Origin of the sequence: Phaeobacter sp. JH20_29 (assembly GCF_048056175.1) — a bacterium.
Taxonomy (GTDB): Bacteria; Pseudomonadota; Alphaproteobacteria; order Rhodobacterales; family Rhodobacteraceae; genus Phaeobacter; species Phaeobacter bryozoorum.
Map to the genome: position 1 here is coordinate 1 of NZ_JAYMWO010000009.1, position 17,689 is coordinate 17,689.

The following is a 17,689-nucleotide window of genomic DNA, read 5'->3' on the forward strand; positions in this document are numbered from 1 at the left end:
ATTTACAATGGCTTACATGGAAACAAAGTCAGCAGACCTGACCCGAAATCCCGCAGAAAACCGCCAGACCACATCCACAGAAACCCCCATAAGCCACTTACCCACAGACTCACCAAACATATCCACACCCCAGAACACCCAAAACCCGTGAATCACACCTAACACCGTCAACCTCAGACGGTCAGATATCCTTCATCAGGCGCAGGGCGTCATAGATCGCCGCATGGGTGTTGCGGGCCGAAACCGCATCGCCGATCCGAAACAGCTGAAAGCCCCCCTGCCCCGCTGCTTTGGCCGCGCGCCCGTGCGGCTGCGGCCTCCCGGCGATCAGGGCGTCGTAATCGACCTGCCCGCCATTCAGACTATGCGGCTTCAGGTCGAAATAGAGATCGTCCAGCGGCAGCGTGCCGTAGTTGAGCACAACCTGATCATAGAGCTTGCTGGAGCGATGGCCGCTGTAATCCGTCCCCAGCACCGCCAGAAGCCGGTTGCCTTCCTTGCGGACCTCCAGCAGGCGCCGCGCCACGGTGAAGGTCACATCCCGGTCCTGCAGGCTGCGCATATAAGGGACAAGGTTCATCGCCATCACATTGGGGGCAAAGACCCGGTCCGGGGTCATCACCTCAACCGTGGCGCCCGCCTGGGCCGCAACCTCGGCCGCCTGAAGCGCGGGGTGATCGCCGCTTTCGTCATATATCAGCACCGAGCCGCCCGGCTTAACATCCCCCGAAATGATATCCCAGGCCGAGACAACATGCGCCGCCTCCTCGCCCGCCTCGAACAGCTGCATATTCGGCAGGCCACCGGTGGCCACGATCACCACATCCGGCGCAAGCCCGATCACATCCTGCGCCTCGGCCCAGGTGTTGAATCGAAACTGCACATCCCGTGCGGCACATTGCGCCATGCGCCAGTCGATGATGCCCATCATCTCGCGGCGGCGCGGGTTCTGTGCGGTCAGGCGAATTTGACCGCCGGGATCGGAGGCTGCCTCAAATACGGTGACCGCATGGCCGCGCTCTGCGGCAACGCGCGCGGCCTCCAGCCCGCCGGGGCCAGCGCCGACAATCACCACCTGTTTGGGCTCTGCGGCGCGGGTGATCACATGTGGCATCGTCAGCTCACGCCCGGTTGCGGCGTTGTGAATGCACAGCGCCTCTCCCGCCTGATAGATCCTGTCCAGACAATAGGTCGCGCCAACACAGGGGCGGATGTCCTCCTCGCGCCCCTCCCTGATCTTCTGCACGATATGGGGATCGGCCATATGGGCGCGGGTCATCCCCACCATATCAAGAAGCCCCCCGGCAATCGCATGGCGGGCGGTGGCCACATCGGGGATGCGGGCGGCATGAAAGGTGGGCAGGCCCGTCGCCTGCCGGACCGCACCGGCAAAATCCAGATGCGGCGCAGACGGCATCCCCTGCACCGGGATCACATCGGTCATTGCCGGATCCGTATGGATGCGGCCCCGGATCACATTCAGGAAATCCACCATGCCGCTGGCGGCCAAGCGTCTGGACATCTCCAGCCCCTCGTCGGGCGAGATGCCGCCTGCCGCCGCCTCATCCGCCGTATACCGCAGACCAACGATGAACTCATCCCCCACCCGCTCACGGACCGCCCCCAGCACCGCCATCGGCAGCGCCATCCGACTGTCGAGCGTCTGGCCGCCATATGGCCCGTCCAGATCATTGGTCAGCGGCGACCAGAACTGATCCAGAAGATGGCCATAGACCTGCAACTCGATCCCATCCATGCCCCCGGCCTGCATCCGCTCCGCAGCATCGGCGAAATCGGCGATGACGCGGGTGATGTCCCAATCCTCCGCCAGCTTCGGAAAGGCGCGGTGTGCAGGTTCGCGGTGGCGCGACGAGCTGATCGAGGGCAGCCAGTCGCCCTTGTCCCAACCGGTGCGGCGTCCCAGATGGGTCAGCTGGATCATCGCCGCGCAACCATGCTCATGCAGCTGGTCGGTCAGGTTGCGGATCCAGGGCACCACCTCATCCTTATAGGCGAGGATATTGTTAAACACCGGCGGGCTGTCACGGGATACCGCCGCGGAGCCTGCCGTCATCGCCAATGCCACGCCCGCCTTGGCCCGTTCGGCGTGATAGGCCGCATAGCGCTCCTTTGGCATGCCGTCCTCGGGATAGGCCGGTTCATGACTGGTGGTCATGATCCGATTGCGCAGTGTCAGATGTTTCAGCTGATAGGGCTGCAACAAGGGATCGTTGGACATGACAGGCTCCTGCAAATGGCGCGGACCACCAAAGCGAGGGCGCGCGGGATCCGCCGACAAGATCACAGCTCTGGACATATGTGTCAGGTCAATTTCCGACCCTGTCAAGAGCCCCGCACGACACGGTAGCGCCGATGGTGACCGGTCAGGGGTGACCGGCGGGTCTCGTGACCGAGAGTGAGAGCCGCCACCCGGCGCCTGCGCTAAAAGGCGGTGAACTCCCCGGCACGGCTGCGGAAGAAGCCTTTTAGCGCGGTCTTGAACGCGCGCACCTTGGCAGAGGTCAGCAGGTCCGGATGGCTCAGCACCCAGATCGGCGCGTAATCCTGCGGCGCAACCCCCGGCAGCGGCTCCAGATCCGGATCACTGCGCGCCAGATAGATCGGCATCCTGACCGCGCCCAGCCCCGCCTTTGCCGCCGCGATCAGCGAAGTCATATCGTCAAACCGCGCCCGGATCCGATGGTTCGGATAATGGTGCAGCGCGGCCTTTGGCGGCGCGTCATAGCCGCTGTAGATCACCCAGTCCAAGGGCGCAGCGGGATCCGCCAAAGCCCGCGCCACCAGATCCCGCCGCGCGACGCAGGCGGTTTTCTGATCGGCCAGATGCAGCCCCACCAGGCTGTCGCCCGGCGTCCGGCTGATCCGGATCGCCAGATCCGCCTCGCGCCGGGTCAGGTCCAGCACATCATTGGTCGCGCGAACCGTCAGCTCGACCTCCGGGTGGTCCGCGCAGAACTGCGCCAGAAATGGCGCGAGATGGCTCTGGATCAGCAGCTGTGGCGCCGTCAGCACCAGCTCACCCGAAAGGCTCTGATCGCGGCCCGACAGGTTGCGCAGGGCCGATTGCTCGGCCTGCTCCATCCGCCGCGCTGCCGCGGCCAGCTCTTCCGCCTCGGCGGTGGCCAGATAGCCTTCGGGCCGACGCTCGAACAGCGGCCGCCCCAGCATGTCCTCGGCCCGCTGCACACGGCGCGCCACGGTGGTGTAGCTGACGGACAGCGCCTGCGCGGCCCCGGCCAGGGATCCGGCCCGCACCAGCGCCAGAATGGTCCGCATGTCATCCCAGTTGATCTGCATACATGCGTTTTCGCATGGGCGGCACACGATTGCATGTGTTTTCTCGCGGCACGCTTCCCGGCATCAAGACGCCATCAACAGTGAAAGGACAACAGATGGCCTATGTCTACGTAAACCTCCTCCTGCACGACCCCGAGACTATGGCGGCATATCGTGAAAAAGCAGGCGCCGCCTTGCAGAAACACGGCGCCAAAGTGCTGGTCTCAACCCCGCAGCAGACCGTGATCGAAGGCACGCGCGATGCCACCGGCATCGGGGTGATCCTCCAGTTTTCCAGTCCAGAGGCCGCCAAGGGCTGGATCAACGACCCCGAGCTGCAGGACGTCCACGCGCTGCGACAAGCCGCCGGCAGGAGCGCGATCACGCTTTTGGCCTGACCGCTACTCCTCTCTCACAAACGCTCCCGCCCGTCGGCTGGCGGCGGAGCCCCCACCTCCCGTTGGGTCAGGCGCCGCGCCCATTGGGCCCGGCGCAGGTCGCGCCCGGCTGTATCTCATGCGCCCGACACGGTTCGTCTTTGTTTCCAACGCTGCAACGGGCCACGCCCGCGCCGGGCGCCAGCGCGGCGCCACCGAAGACAACGGGCGCGGAACCCTTAGGTTCCGCGCCCGCTTTGATCTTCGCCAGACGACCTGCCGGATCACTCGGCTGCGATCTGTCCTTCGATCTTTTCGACCTTCACCGCCGAGAACTTGAACTCGGGGATTTTGCCATAGGGGTCCAGCGCCGGGTTGGTCAGGATATTGGCAGCCGCCTCCACATAGGCGAACGGCACAAACACCATATCCTCGGCAATGGCCCGGTCGGCGCGCGCCATGATCTCGATCGAACCGCGGCGGGTCGTGAGGCGGACCATCTCGCCCGGCTCGACGCCCATCAGCTTCAGCGTGCGCGGGTTGAGCGAGCAGTTCGCCTCCGGCTCCACCGCATCCAGCACCTTGGAACGACGGGTCATCGACCCGGTATGCCAATGCTCCAGCTGGCGGCCGGTGGTCATGATCATCGGGTACTCCGCATCCGGCGCCTCATCCGGCGGGATCACCGATGCCGGGGTAAAGCGGGCGCGGCCCTCGGGGCGCGGGAAGCCGTCGCCGAACACAATCGCCTGACCGGGGTCGGTCTCATGCAGCGACGGATAGGTGATGGTCTCGGTTTCCAGCCGCTCCCAGGTGATGTTGTTGAGTGACTTCATGTTCAGCTTCATCTCGGCAAAGACTTCGCTGACATCCTTGTAGTCCCACGGCAGGCCGATGCGCTGCGCAAGCTCAACAGTCACCTGCCAGTCCTCGCGCGCCTCGCCCGGAGGCGGAACGGCGGGGCGCACACGCTGCACCTGGCGGTTGGTGTTCGACACGGTGCCGTTCTTCTCATAGAGCGCCGAGGCCGGCAGGATGATGTCGGCATAGTTTGCCGTCTCGGTCAGGAAAATGTCCTGAACGATCATCAGCTCCAGCTTGGCAAAGGCGTCACGCGCGTGATCCGCATCCGGGTCGGACATCGCCGGGTTTTCGCCCTGGATGTACATGCCCTTGATGTTGCCAGCATAGGCCTGGTCCACGATCTCGGTCACGGTCAGGCCCTTCTCGTTCGAGAAGTCGCCGCCGCCCCAGACATCGGTGAAGCTCTTGCGGACATCATCCGACGTCACGGTCTGATAGTCCGGCAGGAACATCGGGATCAGGCCCGCATCAGACGCGCCCTGCACGTTGTTCTGGCCGCGCAGCGGGTGCAGACCTGCGCCCGGTTTGCCCACGTTGCCAGTCATCAGCGCCAATGAGATCAGGCAGCGCGAGTTATCTGTCCCGTGGATGTGCTGGGAAATCCCCATACCCCAGAAAATCAGACCCGCATTCCCACCGGCAAAGATCCGGGCAACACGGCGCAGCTGATCGGGGCTGATGCCGCAGATCTCCGACATTTTCTCGGGCGTGAACTGCTTCAGATGCTCTTTCTCGGCCTCCCAGTTCTCGGTCCAGCGGTGGATGTACTGACTGTCGTAGAGCTCTTCCTCGACGATCACATTCATGATCGCGTTCAGCATCGACACGTCCGCGCCGGGGCGGAACTGCACCATTTCGGTCGCAAACCGGCGCAGGCCAACGCCGCGCGGATCCATCACGATCAGCTTGCCGCCGCGCTTGGTGAACTGCTTGAAGTAGGTCGCCGCCACCGGGTGGTTCTCGATCGGGTTGGAGCCGATCACAATGGCCACGTCGGCGTTCTCAATCTCGTTGAAGGTCGCGGTCACAGCACCGGAGCCCACGTTTTCGATCAGCGCCGCAACGGAGGACGCGTGGCACAGACGGGTGCAGTGGTCGACGTTGTTGTGCTTGAAGCCCTGACGGATGAACTTCTGGAAGAGGTACGCCTCTTCATTGGTGCATTTCGCCGAGCCGAAGCCCGCAACCGATTTCGGGTTCTCATCGCGCAGGCGCATCAGGCTCTTGGCGGCCAGATCCATCGCCTCTTCCCAGGAGGCTTCGCGGAAATGGGTCGAGAGATTGCCGGGATCGACGTTCAGGCCCTTGGCCGGCGCGTCGTCGCGGCGGATCAGCGGCTTGGTCAGGCGGTGCGGGTGGTGGATGTAGTCAAAACCAAAGCGGCCCTTGACGCACAGGCGGCCTTCGTTTGCGGGGCCATTGATGCCATCGACATATTTGACCTTGCCGTCCTTGACCTTGAGCGAGACCTTGCAGCCGACACCGCAGAACGGGCAGACGCTTTCGGTCTCGGTATCATAATCCTTGCTGTCGCCGACCTGCTGGTCATCCATCACGGTCGCGGGCATCAGCGCGCCGGTCGGGCACGCCTGCACGCATTCACCGCAGGCCACGCAGGAGGACTGCCCCATCGGATCCGCCAGATCGAACACCGGGTAGGCGTCATGTCCGCGGCCGGCCATGCCGATCACGTCGTTGACCTGCACCTCGCGGCAGGCCCGCACACAGAGGTTACAGGAAATACAGGCGTCCAGATTGACCTTCATCGCCACATGGCTGTCATCCAGCAGCGGGATTCGGTTCTTTTCCAGCTTGGGGAAACGCGACTCTGAAACCCCGTTCAGCTCCGCCATATCCCACAGATGCGAGGACTTATCGCGCGCCTCTTCCTGCTTCGGCTGGTCCGCGATCAGCAGTTCCATCACCATCTTGCGGGCGTTTTCAGCGCGCGCGTTGTTGGTGGTGACCACCATGCCCTCGGCAGGTTCGCGGATACAGGAGGCGGCCAGCGTGCGCTCGCCCTCGATCTCGACCATGCAGGCACGGCAGTTGCCGTCCGGGCGGTAGCCGGGCTGCGGCTTGTGGCACAGATGCGGGATCTTCAGCCCGCGGCCGTTGGCGACTTCCCAAATGGTCAGGCCCTTCTCTGCCGTGACCTGCTCGCCATCGAGTGTGAAAGTGACTTTATCGCTCATGGCTCAGACCTCATCCATCTGAAGTGTCACGCGGAGGGCAGCGCCCGTCCCGGGGTGGGCGTGAAGCGCCCGCCCATGGGGGCGGGTCGGGCGCTGCCCGGCGGTGCCCGCCGGGTGGAGGATCTCAATAGCGCCGTACATCTCAGACCTCATCCGGAAAATGTTTCATGGTCAGGCGGATCGGGTTGGGTGCGGCCTGACCCAGACCGCAGATCGAAGCATCGACCATTGCGGTGCTCAGCTCTTCCAAGAGGCCCTGATCCCATTTCTTCTCGCTCATCAGCTTGACGGCTTTCTCACAGCCCACCCGGCAGGGGGTGCACTGGCCGCAGCTTTCGTCTTCGAAAAAGCGCAGCATGTTCAGCGCCGCGTCACGGGCCGAGTCCTGATCGGACAGCACCACCACGGCGGCGGACCCGATGAAGGTGCCATGCGGCTGCAACGTGTCGAAATCGAGCGGGATATCATTCATCGACGCAGGCAGCAGGCCCGAGGAGGGGCCGCCCGGCTGATAGGCCTTGAAGGCGTGGCCATCCAGCATACCGCCGCAGGCCTCGATGATGTCGGTGATGGTGGAACCGGCAGGCAGCAGATGCACGCCCGGATTCTTCACCCGGCCCGAGACCGAATAGCTGCGCAGCCCCTTGCGGCCGTTCTTCTCAATTGAGTTCAGGCATTCCGGGCCTTCGCGGTTGATCTTGGCGACCCAGTAGAGGGTTTCCACGTTGTGCACGAGGGTCGGACGACCAAAGACACCCACCTGCGCCACAAACGGCGGACGGTGGCGCGGCTCGCCGCGCTTGCCTTCGATCGATTCAATCATCGCGCTTTCTTCGCCGCAGATATAGGCCCCTGCCCCGCGGCGCAGGTCGATGTAGCCTTCTTCGACGATGCCAGCGTCTTCCAGCGCCTTGATCTCCCGGCGCAGAATTTCCAGCACCGCCGGATATTCGTCGCGCATATAGATAAAGGCTTTCTCGGCTTCGACCGCCCAGGCGGCAATCAGCATCCCCTCAAGGAAGACATGCGGCGTGCGCTCAAGGTAGTAGCGATCCTTGAAGGTGCCCGGTTCACCCTCGTCGCCGTTCACGGCAAGGTAACGCGGGCCTTCGTTGGCGCGCACAAAGCCCCATTTGGTTCCGGACGGGAAGCCAGCGCCGCCCAGACCGCGCAGACCGGCTTCTTTGACCTTGGCCTGAACCGCTTCCCAGTCGCCATTTGCGCGCAGGTCTTTCAGCGTGGCATAGCCGCCATCCGCCTCATAAGCGGCAAAGGTTTCATACTCGGGCACGTGTGCATGGGTATCATCTGCCGCAATCGCCGCTTCCACCTTCTCAACCGTAGCGTGGTCGATGTGGTTGTGGCCGATTTCCAGCACCGGCGCCGTATCGCAGCGGCCCATGCAGGGTGCGCGCAGCACGCGGACCTGAGAGGCATCCAGCCCATCTTCCAGCGCCTTCTTCAGCGCTTCTGCCCCGGCCAGCTCGCAGGAGAGCGAGTCACACACCCGGATGGTCAGCGCCGGCGGCGGGGTCTCGCCTTCCTTCACCACATCGAAATGGGCGTAGAAAGTGGCGACCTCATAGATCTCCGCCTGACCGGTGCGCATCTCCTCGGCCAGCGCCCGGATATGCGCCGCGCTGAGGCAGCCGTATTTGTCCTGAATGAGATGCAGGAACTCGATCAGGAGATCCCGGTTGCGGGGCCGATCGCCAAGCAGGTCCAGAACCTCGCTATGCGCCTGATCATCCAGCTGTCGGCCCTTGGGCGTTTTGCGCCCCTTGCCTTTGCCAGATTTCCAAACGCCCTTGCTATTGTCCAAAGGTGCCACGATGACCTCCACTTCGCGATGCCAGATAAGGCGGCATTCCATTGAAGAAGCCTATCGTCAAATCGGAAAATTCAAAGGTACGATAACGAACGCTTATTGCTTGAAATCGTCAACCACGCCCTTCATCGCCTTCACCGTCGTCAGTTCGGGCTGGCGGTCCAATGTGACCATACAAATAGGCCTGCTCGGCGTCGGATCGACCAGCCGCAGCACCCTGGCGCCGGACAGCGGCCCCAGCGCATCCATCAGGGCTTCCGGTAGGATCGTGGCAACCGAGCCCGCCCGCGCCATCACAATCGCCGACATGAACCCGCTGGAATCCGAACGCACCTGCGGCCGCAGCCCCTGATCGGCGAAGATCCGGTCCAGAATCCGGCGATTCTGCATCTGCGGCTCCAGCAGGCTGAGCGGCAGCTCTGCTGCCTCGGCCCAGGAAATACTGTCCGCGCCATGTCCACGATCCACCACCATCGCCTCGGGGGCGACCAGAACATAAGTCTCCTCATATAGCGGCTGGATGGTCACCTGATCGGGACCCAGGCTGTCGTGATAGGTGACGCCTGCATCAATTGTCCCGTCAAACAGGCGCTGCTGGATCACCAGCGAGCTCAGCACCTCGATCCGGGCCAGAACCCGTGGGTGGGTGAGATGCAGCCGGTCCACCATCTGCGCGGCATAGGCTGTTGCGGTGGGCACCACCCCCAGCACCAGCGTGCCGGTGACCTCGCCACGTGCGGCGGCCACCTCCTGCTCCAGCGCCTTGGCCTCATCCAGGATCGAGCGGGCCCGGCGCACGATCATCAGACCCTCTTCCGTCAGCCCCTGAAACCGATTGCCCCGGCGCACGATGGACACGCCCAGGCGCTCTTCCAGATTGCGGATCCGCATTGAAAACGCCGGCTGCGACATGCCGCAGTCCTGCGCGGCCTTGGCAAAATGGCGGTGACGCGCCAAAGCGCTCAGCAACCTGAGATCCTTGAGTTCGATCACCGCTCGTTTTCCTTGCTACTGCCGGGGCGCCGCTGTCGGTCATACACCATTCACAGCGGGTCGCGCCATCGGTTGCCAGCACGAGAGCGGCAGTTTTGGCGCAGGCCAGCAGGCTGGGCAGCCTGCACCATATATATTAGGGGGCGATGGAGGCCGCACTCATGCGCCCCGCTACCGCCCCCGATCAGAGCAGGCCTCAGGCCTGCCGCTGTGCCGTCGCCGACCGGGCGATGCCATCATAGATCCCGGTCAGAATATTCAGCACCCGCGTTGCCTCACCGATACGGTTTTCAACGCCCGGCACCTGCGACAGCGCCTGCAGCAACAGGTTGCGACGCTGCACATCATAGGCTGCGGTGATCCCCAGCCCCTCCTCCGTTGCGGAATAGGTCACCCCGCCACGCCCCGATCCGGTCTTGCGGATCAACCCGGCCGAAGCCAGCTTGCGCAGTGAATACTGGATATTCGGAATGTCATCCCGATTGGTGACCCGCGCAAGCTCCTTGATCGTCTTGGGCCTGTCGTTCATGCGGATAACGTTCATCAGAGTGATTTCGGGACCCGAGGCGGACAGATCCGACACAAGCCCAAGACATTCGGATTGCCAACGCGCAAACCCCTCGAATGTTCTCATCAGTGCAAACTCGAAATCGCTCAGATCATCTTCGGCACCATTATCAAAAGTCTGATCCACCGCATTCGCGGTCTCAGTCTTGGGTGATCCGGAATAGATATCCAACAAATAGTCTCCTTGGTTCAGCGGCATAAATAAGCCTCCGGTGGCGGCGAAACCTGCTGTCAAGGTGTTTCACGCGCATTCGTTCCCCAAACCCGTCACCACGCTCCTTAGTAAGTATCTGGCGTTAGGTTTCAACCCGTCCGTGCAGCAGAAAATGGGGCCAAACTCGGCGAATTTATCCAAGGGGTTGGAGAATCAGCGGAATTTAAAAAGCAAGATAAACTTTAGTTACGCATTATTTTTAAGAATATAGATAAAATTTCACGCCAAAGGCGCCCTGAATCATATTATTTCCGTGAAAACGCGCCCACAGGCCAGACTCATGCGGGGGCGCAGCCCACCCGGCAGGCCACCCGCCTGTTCGCAATAAAATGGCAGCTTAATCATCACTTTGCGCAGCGGGCGCGGGCCCGCCTGCCCACCGATCGCGCCTGAAATTCGCCCGCCTCAGCCTGCGCTCATTGCGGATGTGCCTATTAATTCACCGGTAAGTCCTCAGGGCTATGCTACCCGCCGACGATGTGCACAGGCACATGTTGTGAGAAGGAGCAGAGCTTGGAACGACGGGCGGACCTCATGTTGGTTGTCGCGCAGGCATTGGCCGTGATGGTGACCATCACCGGTTGCGCTGCCGCACGCCTGATCGTTGCGTGGCGACCGGAGATTTCGACAGGGGCCAACTGCCAGCGCCCATATCAGCCGAAGACTCATGTCGCGGTACGCCCGCTGTTGCGGCACCCGCAGGCAACCAGACCTGCTCTTTCAGCTCGGTATCAAGATTGGGGCAGCGCAATTGCGCGCCTGCTGATGACCGGCGTCCGCCAATCTTTGGTCCGACGCCACAGTATGTTCACCATGTCACCGCCCCCAATCGGGCATGGTTCTCTCGGTTTGCCCGTTCCGGTCAACCAATTCGCGAAACGACGCAGCCGAAGCTTGCGGCTGTGTCCAGGGGGCTGTCGGTACTGAATCCGACACAAATTCCGCCAGCGCGTCCGTTCCGCGCAATGGCAATTGAAAGGTGCTGAAATGAAATTCCGAAATCCTGCGCGTTCCGTCATGAACAGGCTGTCTGTCTTTGCCAAATGCAGCCTTCTCATCGCGGCGTCCACCCTCGTGGTGACCCTGTTTCTGACTTGGGAAAACCAGAAAATCCTCGGTGAAGCTGTGGATAGTGGCGTACAGACACTGGCCGAAGGCGTGACCGTAACCGTGGCCGCGCGCAGCGGCGGTGCAATCCGCTTTGGTGATACCGAACGTCTTGAAAGCGACCTGCAATCCCTGATCGAGCTGTCGAACGGTCGGTCCAGCCACGGGATCGCCATCAATGGCAAGGGCAAGACGGTTGCCTCCACCGGCACCGCAACCGAGGCTGAAATTGCCGAACTGACCCTCGTCGCCCAAAAAGCGATGGAAAACAATCAGATGGAGTATAGCGAAAACGGCTATCTCGTCGCCGCACCCGCCACCGCCGGTGCCGAGGGGACGGTGGTTGTCGGCGCGGTCGGGATGGTCTGGAGCCCGGATGTCGCCTTTGCCGAGGTGGCGCCGAACCAGCTGCTCTCCTTCATTCTCGCCGGTGGCGCCTTTGTGGTGATGCTGGGCTTGTCGATGTTTGCCCTGCGCTCCATGATGTCGCGCCCGCTGGGCGATGTTGCCACCGCAATCAACCGCTTGGCCGAGGGCGATTATGATCACGACACCGAACATCAGGCACGGGGCGACGAAATCGGCCTGATCGCCCGCCATATCGAGGCGCTGAAATCGCAGCTGTCCGCCGCCAGAACCGTGGAAGATCAGCGCCGTGCCGACCAGGCGGCGCAACGGGTTGTGGTGGATCGCCTGAATGACGGGCTGCACGCGCTCTCGGAGGGGGATCTGTCGCAGACCATCGACGATGAATTCTCCGCCGATTACGAAAGCCTGCGCCAGAACTTCAACAAGACCGTCGACAAGATGGTCGGCATTATCGACGCGGTGATCGACAACTCATCGCGCATCCGTGCCAGCGCCGAAGAGATCAGCCAATCCTCCAGCGATCTCTCCCAGCGCACCGAGAGCCAGGCGGCCACGCTTGAGGAGACCGCCGCCGCCATGGAGCAGCTCACCGTCAGCGTGAAATCCGCAGCCGATGGCGCCCGCGAAGTGGAGGGCATCGTATCGGAGGCCAAGGAGACCGCCGTCAACAGCGGCCAGGTCGTCACCCGCGCCGTCGACGCCATGTCCAAGATCGAGCAATCATCGGAGAAGATCTCCCAGATCATCTCGGTCATCGACGATATCTCCTTCCAGACCAATCTGCTGGCGCTGAACGCAGGGGTCGAGGCCGCCCGTGCAGGCGAAGCCGGCCGTGGTTTTGCGGTTGTCGCCTCCGAAGTGCGCGCCCTGGCCCAGCGCTCCTCGGATGCCGCGCAAGAGATCAAGGCGCTGATCAGCGAAAGCACCGGCCACGTCGGCGAAGGTGTCGATCTGGTTGGCCGCGCGGGCGAGGAGCTGAAACAGATCATCGAACGCGTCGCCACCATCTCGGGCCATGTCAGCGGCATTGCAACCGGCGCGCAGGAGCAATCGACCACGCTGGGCGAAATCAATACCGGCGTGACACAGCTCGATCAGGTGACCCAGCACAATGCCGCCATGGTTGAGGAATCAACCGCCGCCAGCCAGATCCTGCGCAATGATGCCAATGAGCTGGCCCGCCAGGTCTCGGTGTTCAAGACCCGCAAAACGGACAATAACGTTGTCTCCGTGGCGCCCAGCGCACCAGCCCCGGCCCCGGCCCGGCCAGCCGCCGCGCCGAAACCCGCGGCTGAGCACAACCCGGCCCCATCGGCGCATGGCGATGATGACTTTTTCGATGCCAGCCCGACAAAGGCCGCCGTCGGCTGGGAAGATTTCTGATCTCCCCCGGCCACACCCAATAGCGAAAAGGCGCGCCAGATCCGGCGCGCCTTTTTCATATCTGCTTGCCCCCCTTATACATGGCCCAGTCCCTTCCCCCGCGCGTCCCCTGCCCCGGATGACAGAACCCTGTCGCGAGTATCCGGGAAGCACCATCGCCGCTCAGTTCTCTGTCAGGTCCAAGGCTCTGGCAGGTCCAAGGCTCTGGCAGACCTGAGGCTCTGGCAGCTGATATCACCGCAGCCAGACCGGAGCCGAGCGGGGCGCGAAATCGACGACAATACAGGGAATCTCAAATCGGCCGCGAAACAGCGAGGCCACCGCGCTGATACCGCCGCAGCAGATCCTGTGCGGTCGCCAGCCTTGGTGGCTGGCGACCCTTCAGGATGGATGCGGCCCCGGCGGGCCCTGCCTGCTAGCCAAGTGCAGGGGCTGGTGCCGCAGGGGCGGCGGTCTGCACCGGCGCCCAGACCGGGTAGCCCTGCGGCAGCGCGGCCGCCTCACCCGCCCCGTGTTCATAACCCGCGCGCCAGCCCGGCTGTAGCCAGACCCGCGCGTGATCCGCGCTCGCCTCCATGTCGTGAACCGCGAGGCTCAGCGCCGCCGCATCATGCTGCGCCGTCAGCTGCAGATGATCGCCCGGAGAGACCGACCGTGGCCGATCCAGCAAAAAGGCCGTCCGCCCCCAATGCCCCTCGGAACCAAGATCATTGGTCAGCTGAATCCCCGGCGCCAACTCCATCTCAAAGCTGACAAAAACCGCATGGACGATACCCGGATGGCTACAGATCAGCGTCTCGGTGGTCCGCCCCGGCCTGACATCCGGGCGCGTAAAATCGAACGCAAACAGTTCTGTACCGGCGCCCAGCGGTCGCAGCCCACAGGATCTGAAATCACTCGGCGTGATCTGCGCAACCCGCGCCAGATGGTGAAAGGCGCCCAGATCGAATCCCTCTGCCATCTGCGGCCGCCACTGCTCCAGAAGCGGCGCACTTTCAACCGGTTGCGCGACCAGCCTGCCGGTTTCGGGAACCGCGCGGGCGCCCGGCTTGGCCAGCGCCGACATCGCATGTGACAGCGTATCCAGCGCGCCCTCCCCCAATAGAACGGTATCGACAATCTCCGAAATCACCACATCGGCCTGCTCCGGCATGTCGACACCGAGGATAATCTCATGCGACCATTTGGAAATGACGGTGATGCGGTCGCTCAGACCATTGTCGGCAATCACCCGCGTCGCCGCCTCCGCAATCAGCGGCTGCTGCTCACAGGTATAGACATGTTTCGCCCCGGCCCGCGCCGCCAGCATCGCCGTCAGACCGGCACCGCAGCCGATATCCAGCACGATATCCCCCGGTCTGACCTTCATCGCGATGGCCTCGGCATAGGCACGGTTGCGCGCCCGATCCGCCAGCATCGGAAAATGCCAGCGTGGCACAAACGTCTGGTGCAGCCGCTCCTGCAACACCTGCGCCTCATGGTGATGAGGATCCAGCCGCAGCGCTTCCGACAACAGCTGCGCGCTGCGCATACCGCCATCACCAAGGGGGGTGGATTTGGCAAGCTCCACCAGATGCCCGGCCTCCGCGCGCCCCGCAAGAAAGGGCATGGAGGCGGGTCTAGACGTTTGTGTTTTAAGCAATTTTTAGTTTTCCCTATTTGAGGCAAATGCAACTGATTGCGACTATTCACCACCCGGATCTAAGAATTGGTAAAGCTCACAGCCTATCGCGCACCGAATGTCGGCAGGCCATGCCCCGCCCCCCTTGCCAAGGGTGCAAAAGTTTCTTAGCCTGATCTGAAACTCACATCGCACAACGGGAGGACAGCAGCTGAACATGCGTATCATCCGCCGACTTCAGCACGGTCCCCGTCTGGCCCTGTAAATCCGTTTGCAGGGCTGGCCAGAGGAAAATCTCGTCACTGGTCCGCCGATTGCCGCTTTTGCGGCCAAATCTCTTTGACCCGAGTTTTCCATGTCTGTCATCAATCTCAATGCGTTGGGCGTCACCCTTGGCGACCCGCTGTTCCGCGACCTCTCCCTGACCCTTTCGAAACCCGACCGGCTCGGTCTCATCGCCGCCAACGGGCGGGGCAAATCGACCCTGCTTGCCTGTCTCGCCGATGAGCTGACGCCGACAACCGGCGAGATCACCCGCGCCCGTGGCCTGCGGATTGGCCACGTGAAACAGAGCCTGCCTGCCGAAGCGCTTGCCGTCACGCTCTATGACTGGGTGCTTGCCGCCCTGCCGGGCGAGCAGGCCGACTATGAAAGCTGGCGCGTCGATGTGGTTCTGGACGACCTTCAGGTGCCTTATGAGTTTCAGCACCAGCCGCTTGGCGCGCTCAGCGGGGGCTGGCAGCGCGCCGCGATGCTGGCGGCCGCCTGGATCACCACGCCGGACCTGCTGCTACTGGATGAGCCGACCAACCATCTGGATCTCAACCGAATAGCATTTCTCGAAAACTGGCTGTCAGAGCGGCCGCGCGATCTGCCGATGGTGATCACCTCCCACGACCGCGCCTTTCTGGATGCCACGACCAACCGCACGCTGTTCCTGCGCGCCGAAGGCTCGCGGGTGTTCCAGCTGCCATTCTCCGCCGCCCGCGCCGCATTGGATGAGGTCGACGCCGCCGATGCGCGACGCCATGCCAATGATCTGAAAAAAGCCCAGCAGCTGCGCCAGCAGGCCGCAAAGCTGAAGAATGTCGGGATCAACTCCGGCTCCGATCTCTTGCTGACCAAGACCAAGCAGCTGGCCGAACGCGCCGACCGGCTGGAGGCCGCCGCCAAACCGGCCCACCGCGAGCATTCGGCCGGCGACATCAGGCTGACCAACAGCGGCACCCATGCCAAGGCCCTGATTACATTGGATGATCTGACCGTTCAGACGCCGGACGGGCAACGGCTATACAGTACCGGCCAGAAATGGATCACCCCCGGGGACCGCATTGTCCTGCTGGGCGCAAATGGCACCGGCAAGACGCAGCTGGTCAGGATGATCCAGCAGGCACTGACCGGCGGGGCGGAGCACATCAGATGTGCGTCCTCTGTCGTTCCGGCCTATTCGGACCAGCACCTCAGCCAGCTGGCCGATAATGACACGCCGCTGGCGCTGGTGACGGCGGCCTCCGACATCGGCGATCAGCCCGCGCGCAACCTTCTGGCGGGGGCAGGCATCAAATTCGCCTTGCAGGACACGGCGGTGAAAGCCCTGTCAGGCGGGCAGAAGGCACGGCTGGCAATGCTGCTCCTGCGGCTTCGCAACCCCAATTTCTATCTGCTGGACGAACCCACCAATCATCTCGACATCGAAGGTCAGGAAGCCCTCGAAGCAGAGCTGATCGGCCAGGATGCCGCCTGTCTGCTGGTGAGCCATGACCGCAGCTTTCTCAGGGCCGTCGGCAATCGCTTCTGGTGGATCCGTGGCCGTCGCCTGGAAGAGGTCGCCAGCGCCGATGCCTTCCTTAGCTCTGAAATGGGCGCGGGCTGAGGGCTATGGCGGCGGCCACCTGTGACCGCCGCCCCGCCAGACACGCCAGTTGCCGAAATATTGAGCAACACATCATCCGGTCCTCTGGCTGCGCCGGTGGGTGCGGCAGAACCGCTTGCGCCGCCACGTGGTTTTCGCAACTCTGCGACACAGAAACGGATACAGACACAACCCCCGGAACAGACCCCGCCCTGCCCAGCGACCGGGGATATGCGACCCAAGGATCCAGCCGATGACGACCGATATTGCCATCACCCGCGCCAGCGCCGCCGAGCCCGAGGCACAGGCGCTGATCAAACGCCATCTGGCACAGATGGCCGCGCAATCCCCCGCAGAAAGCTGCCACGCACTGGATGGCAGCGGCCTTGATGCCGCCGATGTCGCCTTCTTCCTGCTCCGCCGCGACGGGCGGGCCATCGCCATGGGCGCCCTGAAGTCCCTGCCCGATGGCGGCTGCGAACTGAAATCCATGCACACCCTCGCCGAGGCCCGCGGCAGCGGCGCCGGACGCCAGATGCTGGAGTTCCTGCTGGACCGCGCCCGATCCGACGGGGCCTCTGCTGTCTATCTCGAAACCGGCTCGACCGAGGATTTCACCCCAGCCAAACGGCTCTATGAAAGCTACGGCTTTGTCGAATGCCCACCCTTTGGCGACTACAGCAAGGACCCCTGGTCGCTGTTTATGCGCCTTGACCTGCGCGCCGCGGCTTGACCCTTCCCCGCGTCCTGTCATAACTGGCGCAAGCGGTCCCTTAGCTCAACTGGATAGAGCAGCTGACTTCTAATCAGCAGGTTGAGGGTTCGAGTCCTTCAGGGATCGCCAGCATTCCGTCCATCAGGATCTGCCCGATAGCGGCGGCGTTTCCGGCGCGCAGACCGGGAGCTTGCCAGAAGTTTGCCAGAAGGTTGCCGGGGCGCTCTGGCGACAGACGCCGTTGCGGCAGCCTTTGCGCCTAACTTGACAAAAGAACTAGGGTTAAATAACTGACCCCGGGCGCAGC

Annotated in this window: 12 protein-coding genes and 1 tRNA gene; 5 read left to right on the forward strand and 8 right to left on the reverse strand. The window is 63.0% G+C overall.

The window, feature by feature from the left end:
- Window positions 1–181: 181 nt before the first annotated feature.
- Both VWZ85_RS06145 and VWZ85_RS06150 read right to left on the reverse strand, forming a co-directional pair.
- Complete coding sequence (locus VWZ85_RS06145; RefSeq protein ID WP_416587433.1) at window positions 182–2,239, reverse strand: FAD-dependent oxidoreductase; 2,058 nt, start codon at window positions 2,237–2,239, stop codon at window positions 182–184.
- Window positions 2,240–2,442: 203 nt separating this feature from the next.
- Window positions 2,443–3,318, reverse strand: coding sequence for a LysR family transcriptional regulator (locus VWZ85_RS06150; protein ID WP_416587434.1), 876 nt, complete (start codon window positions 3,316–3,318; stop codon window positions 2,443–2,445).
- Between the two features lie 2 nt (window positions 3,319–3,320).
- Between VWZ85_RS06150 and VWZ85_RS06155 the strand changes: the two genes are divergently transcribed.
- Window positions 3,321–3,695: a DUF1330 domain-containing protein gene (locus VWZ85_RS06155; protein WP_416587436.1), complete on the forward strand. Its 375-nt coding sequence runs from the start codon at window positions 3,321–3,323 to the stop codon at window positions 3,693–3,695.
- A gap of 263 nt (window positions 3,696–3,958) precedes the next feature.
- Here VWZ85_RS06155 and fdhF read toward each other — a convergent pair whose 3' ends face one another.
- From fdhF to VWZ85_RS06180, 5 genes are all read right to left on the reverse strand, one after another.
- The gene (gene fdhF / locus VWZ85_RS06160) at window positions 3,959–6,733 is read right to left on the reverse strand and encodes a formate dehydrogenase subunit alpha (protein ID WP_416587438.1); all 2,775 of its coding nucleotides are present in this window, start codon (window positions 6,731–6,733) and stop codon (window positions 3,959–3,961) included.
- A 3-nt stretch (window positions 6,734–6,736) separates the two neighbouring features.
- Window positions 6,737–6,874 (reverse strand): hypothetical protein, encoded by a 138-nt coding sequence (locus VWZ85_RS06165; protein WP_416595438.1) that lies wholly within the window; start codon window positions 6,872–6,874, stop codon window positions 6,737–6,739.
- A 1-nt stretch (window position 6,875) separates the two neighbouring features.
- Entirely contained in the window at window positions 6,876–8,606 is a 1,731-nt protein-coding gene (locus tag VWZ85_RS06170) for an NAD(P)H-dependent oxidoreductase subunit E (RefSeq protein ID WP_416587439.1), read from the reverse strand.
- A 51-nt stretch (window positions 8,607–8,657) separates the two neighbouring features.
- Window positions 8,658–9,554 carry a LysR family transcriptional regulator gene (locus tag VWZ85_RS06175; protein WP_340547263.1) on the reverse strand — a complete coding sequence of 299 codons (897 nt, stop codon included), beginning with the start codon at window positions 9,552–9,554 and terminating at the stop codon, window positions 8,658–8,660.
- A 196-nt stretch (window positions 9,555–9,750) separates the two neighbouring features.
- Entirely contained in the window at window positions 9,751–10,293 is a 543-nt protein-coding gene (locus VWZ85_RS06180; RefSeq protein WP_340547264.1) for a winged helix DNA-binding protein, read from the reverse strand.
- A gap of 1,029 nt (window positions 10,294–11,322) precedes the next feature.
- On the opposite strand from VWZ85_RS06180, the gene VWZ85_RS06185 reads away from it, so the two are divergent.
- Window positions 11,323–13,194, forward strand: coding sequence for a methyl-accepting chemotaxis protein (locus tag VWZ85_RS06185; RefSeq protein WP_416537602.1), 1,872 nt, complete (start codon window positions 11,323–11,325; stop codon window positions 13,192–13,194).
- A 415-nt stretch (window positions 13,195–13,609) separates the two neighbouring features.
- Here VWZ85_RS06185 and VWZ85_RS06190 read toward each other — a convergent pair whose 3' ends face one another.
- Window positions 13,610–14,803 (reverse strand): 50S ribosomal protein L11 methyltransferase, encoded by a 1,194-nt coding sequence (locus VWZ85_RS06190; RefSeq protein ID WP_416539186.1) that lies wholly within the window; start codon window positions 14,801–14,803, stop codon window positions 13,610–13,612.
- Between the two features lie 367 nt (window positions 14,804–15,170).
- Between VWZ85_RS06190 and VWZ85_RS06195 the strand changes: the two genes are divergently transcribed.
- The 3 genes from VWZ85_RS06195 to VWZ85_RS06205 all read left to right on the forward strand — a co-directional run bounded on the left by VWZ85_RS06195 (window position 15,171) and on the right by VWZ85_RS06205 (window position 17,511).
- Window positions 15,171–16,688, forward strand: coding sequence for an ABC-F family ATP-binding cassette domain-containing protein (locus VWZ85_RS06195; RefSeq protein WP_416587441.1), 1,518 nt, complete (start codon window positions 15,171–15,173; stop codon window positions 16,686–16,688).
- A 232-nt stretch (window positions 16,689–16,920) separates the two neighbouring features.
- Window positions 16,921–17,400, forward strand: a complete 480-nt coding sequence (locus VWZ85_RS06200; RefSeq protein ID WP_416587443.1) for a GNAT family N-acetyltransferase — start codon at window positions 16,921–16,923, stop codon at window positions 17,398–17,400.
- Between the two features lie 34 nt (window positions 17,401–17,434).
- Window positions 17,435–17,511, forward strand: a tRNA-Arg gene (locus VWZ85_RS06205).
- Window positions 17,512–17,689: the final 178 nt, after the last annotated feature.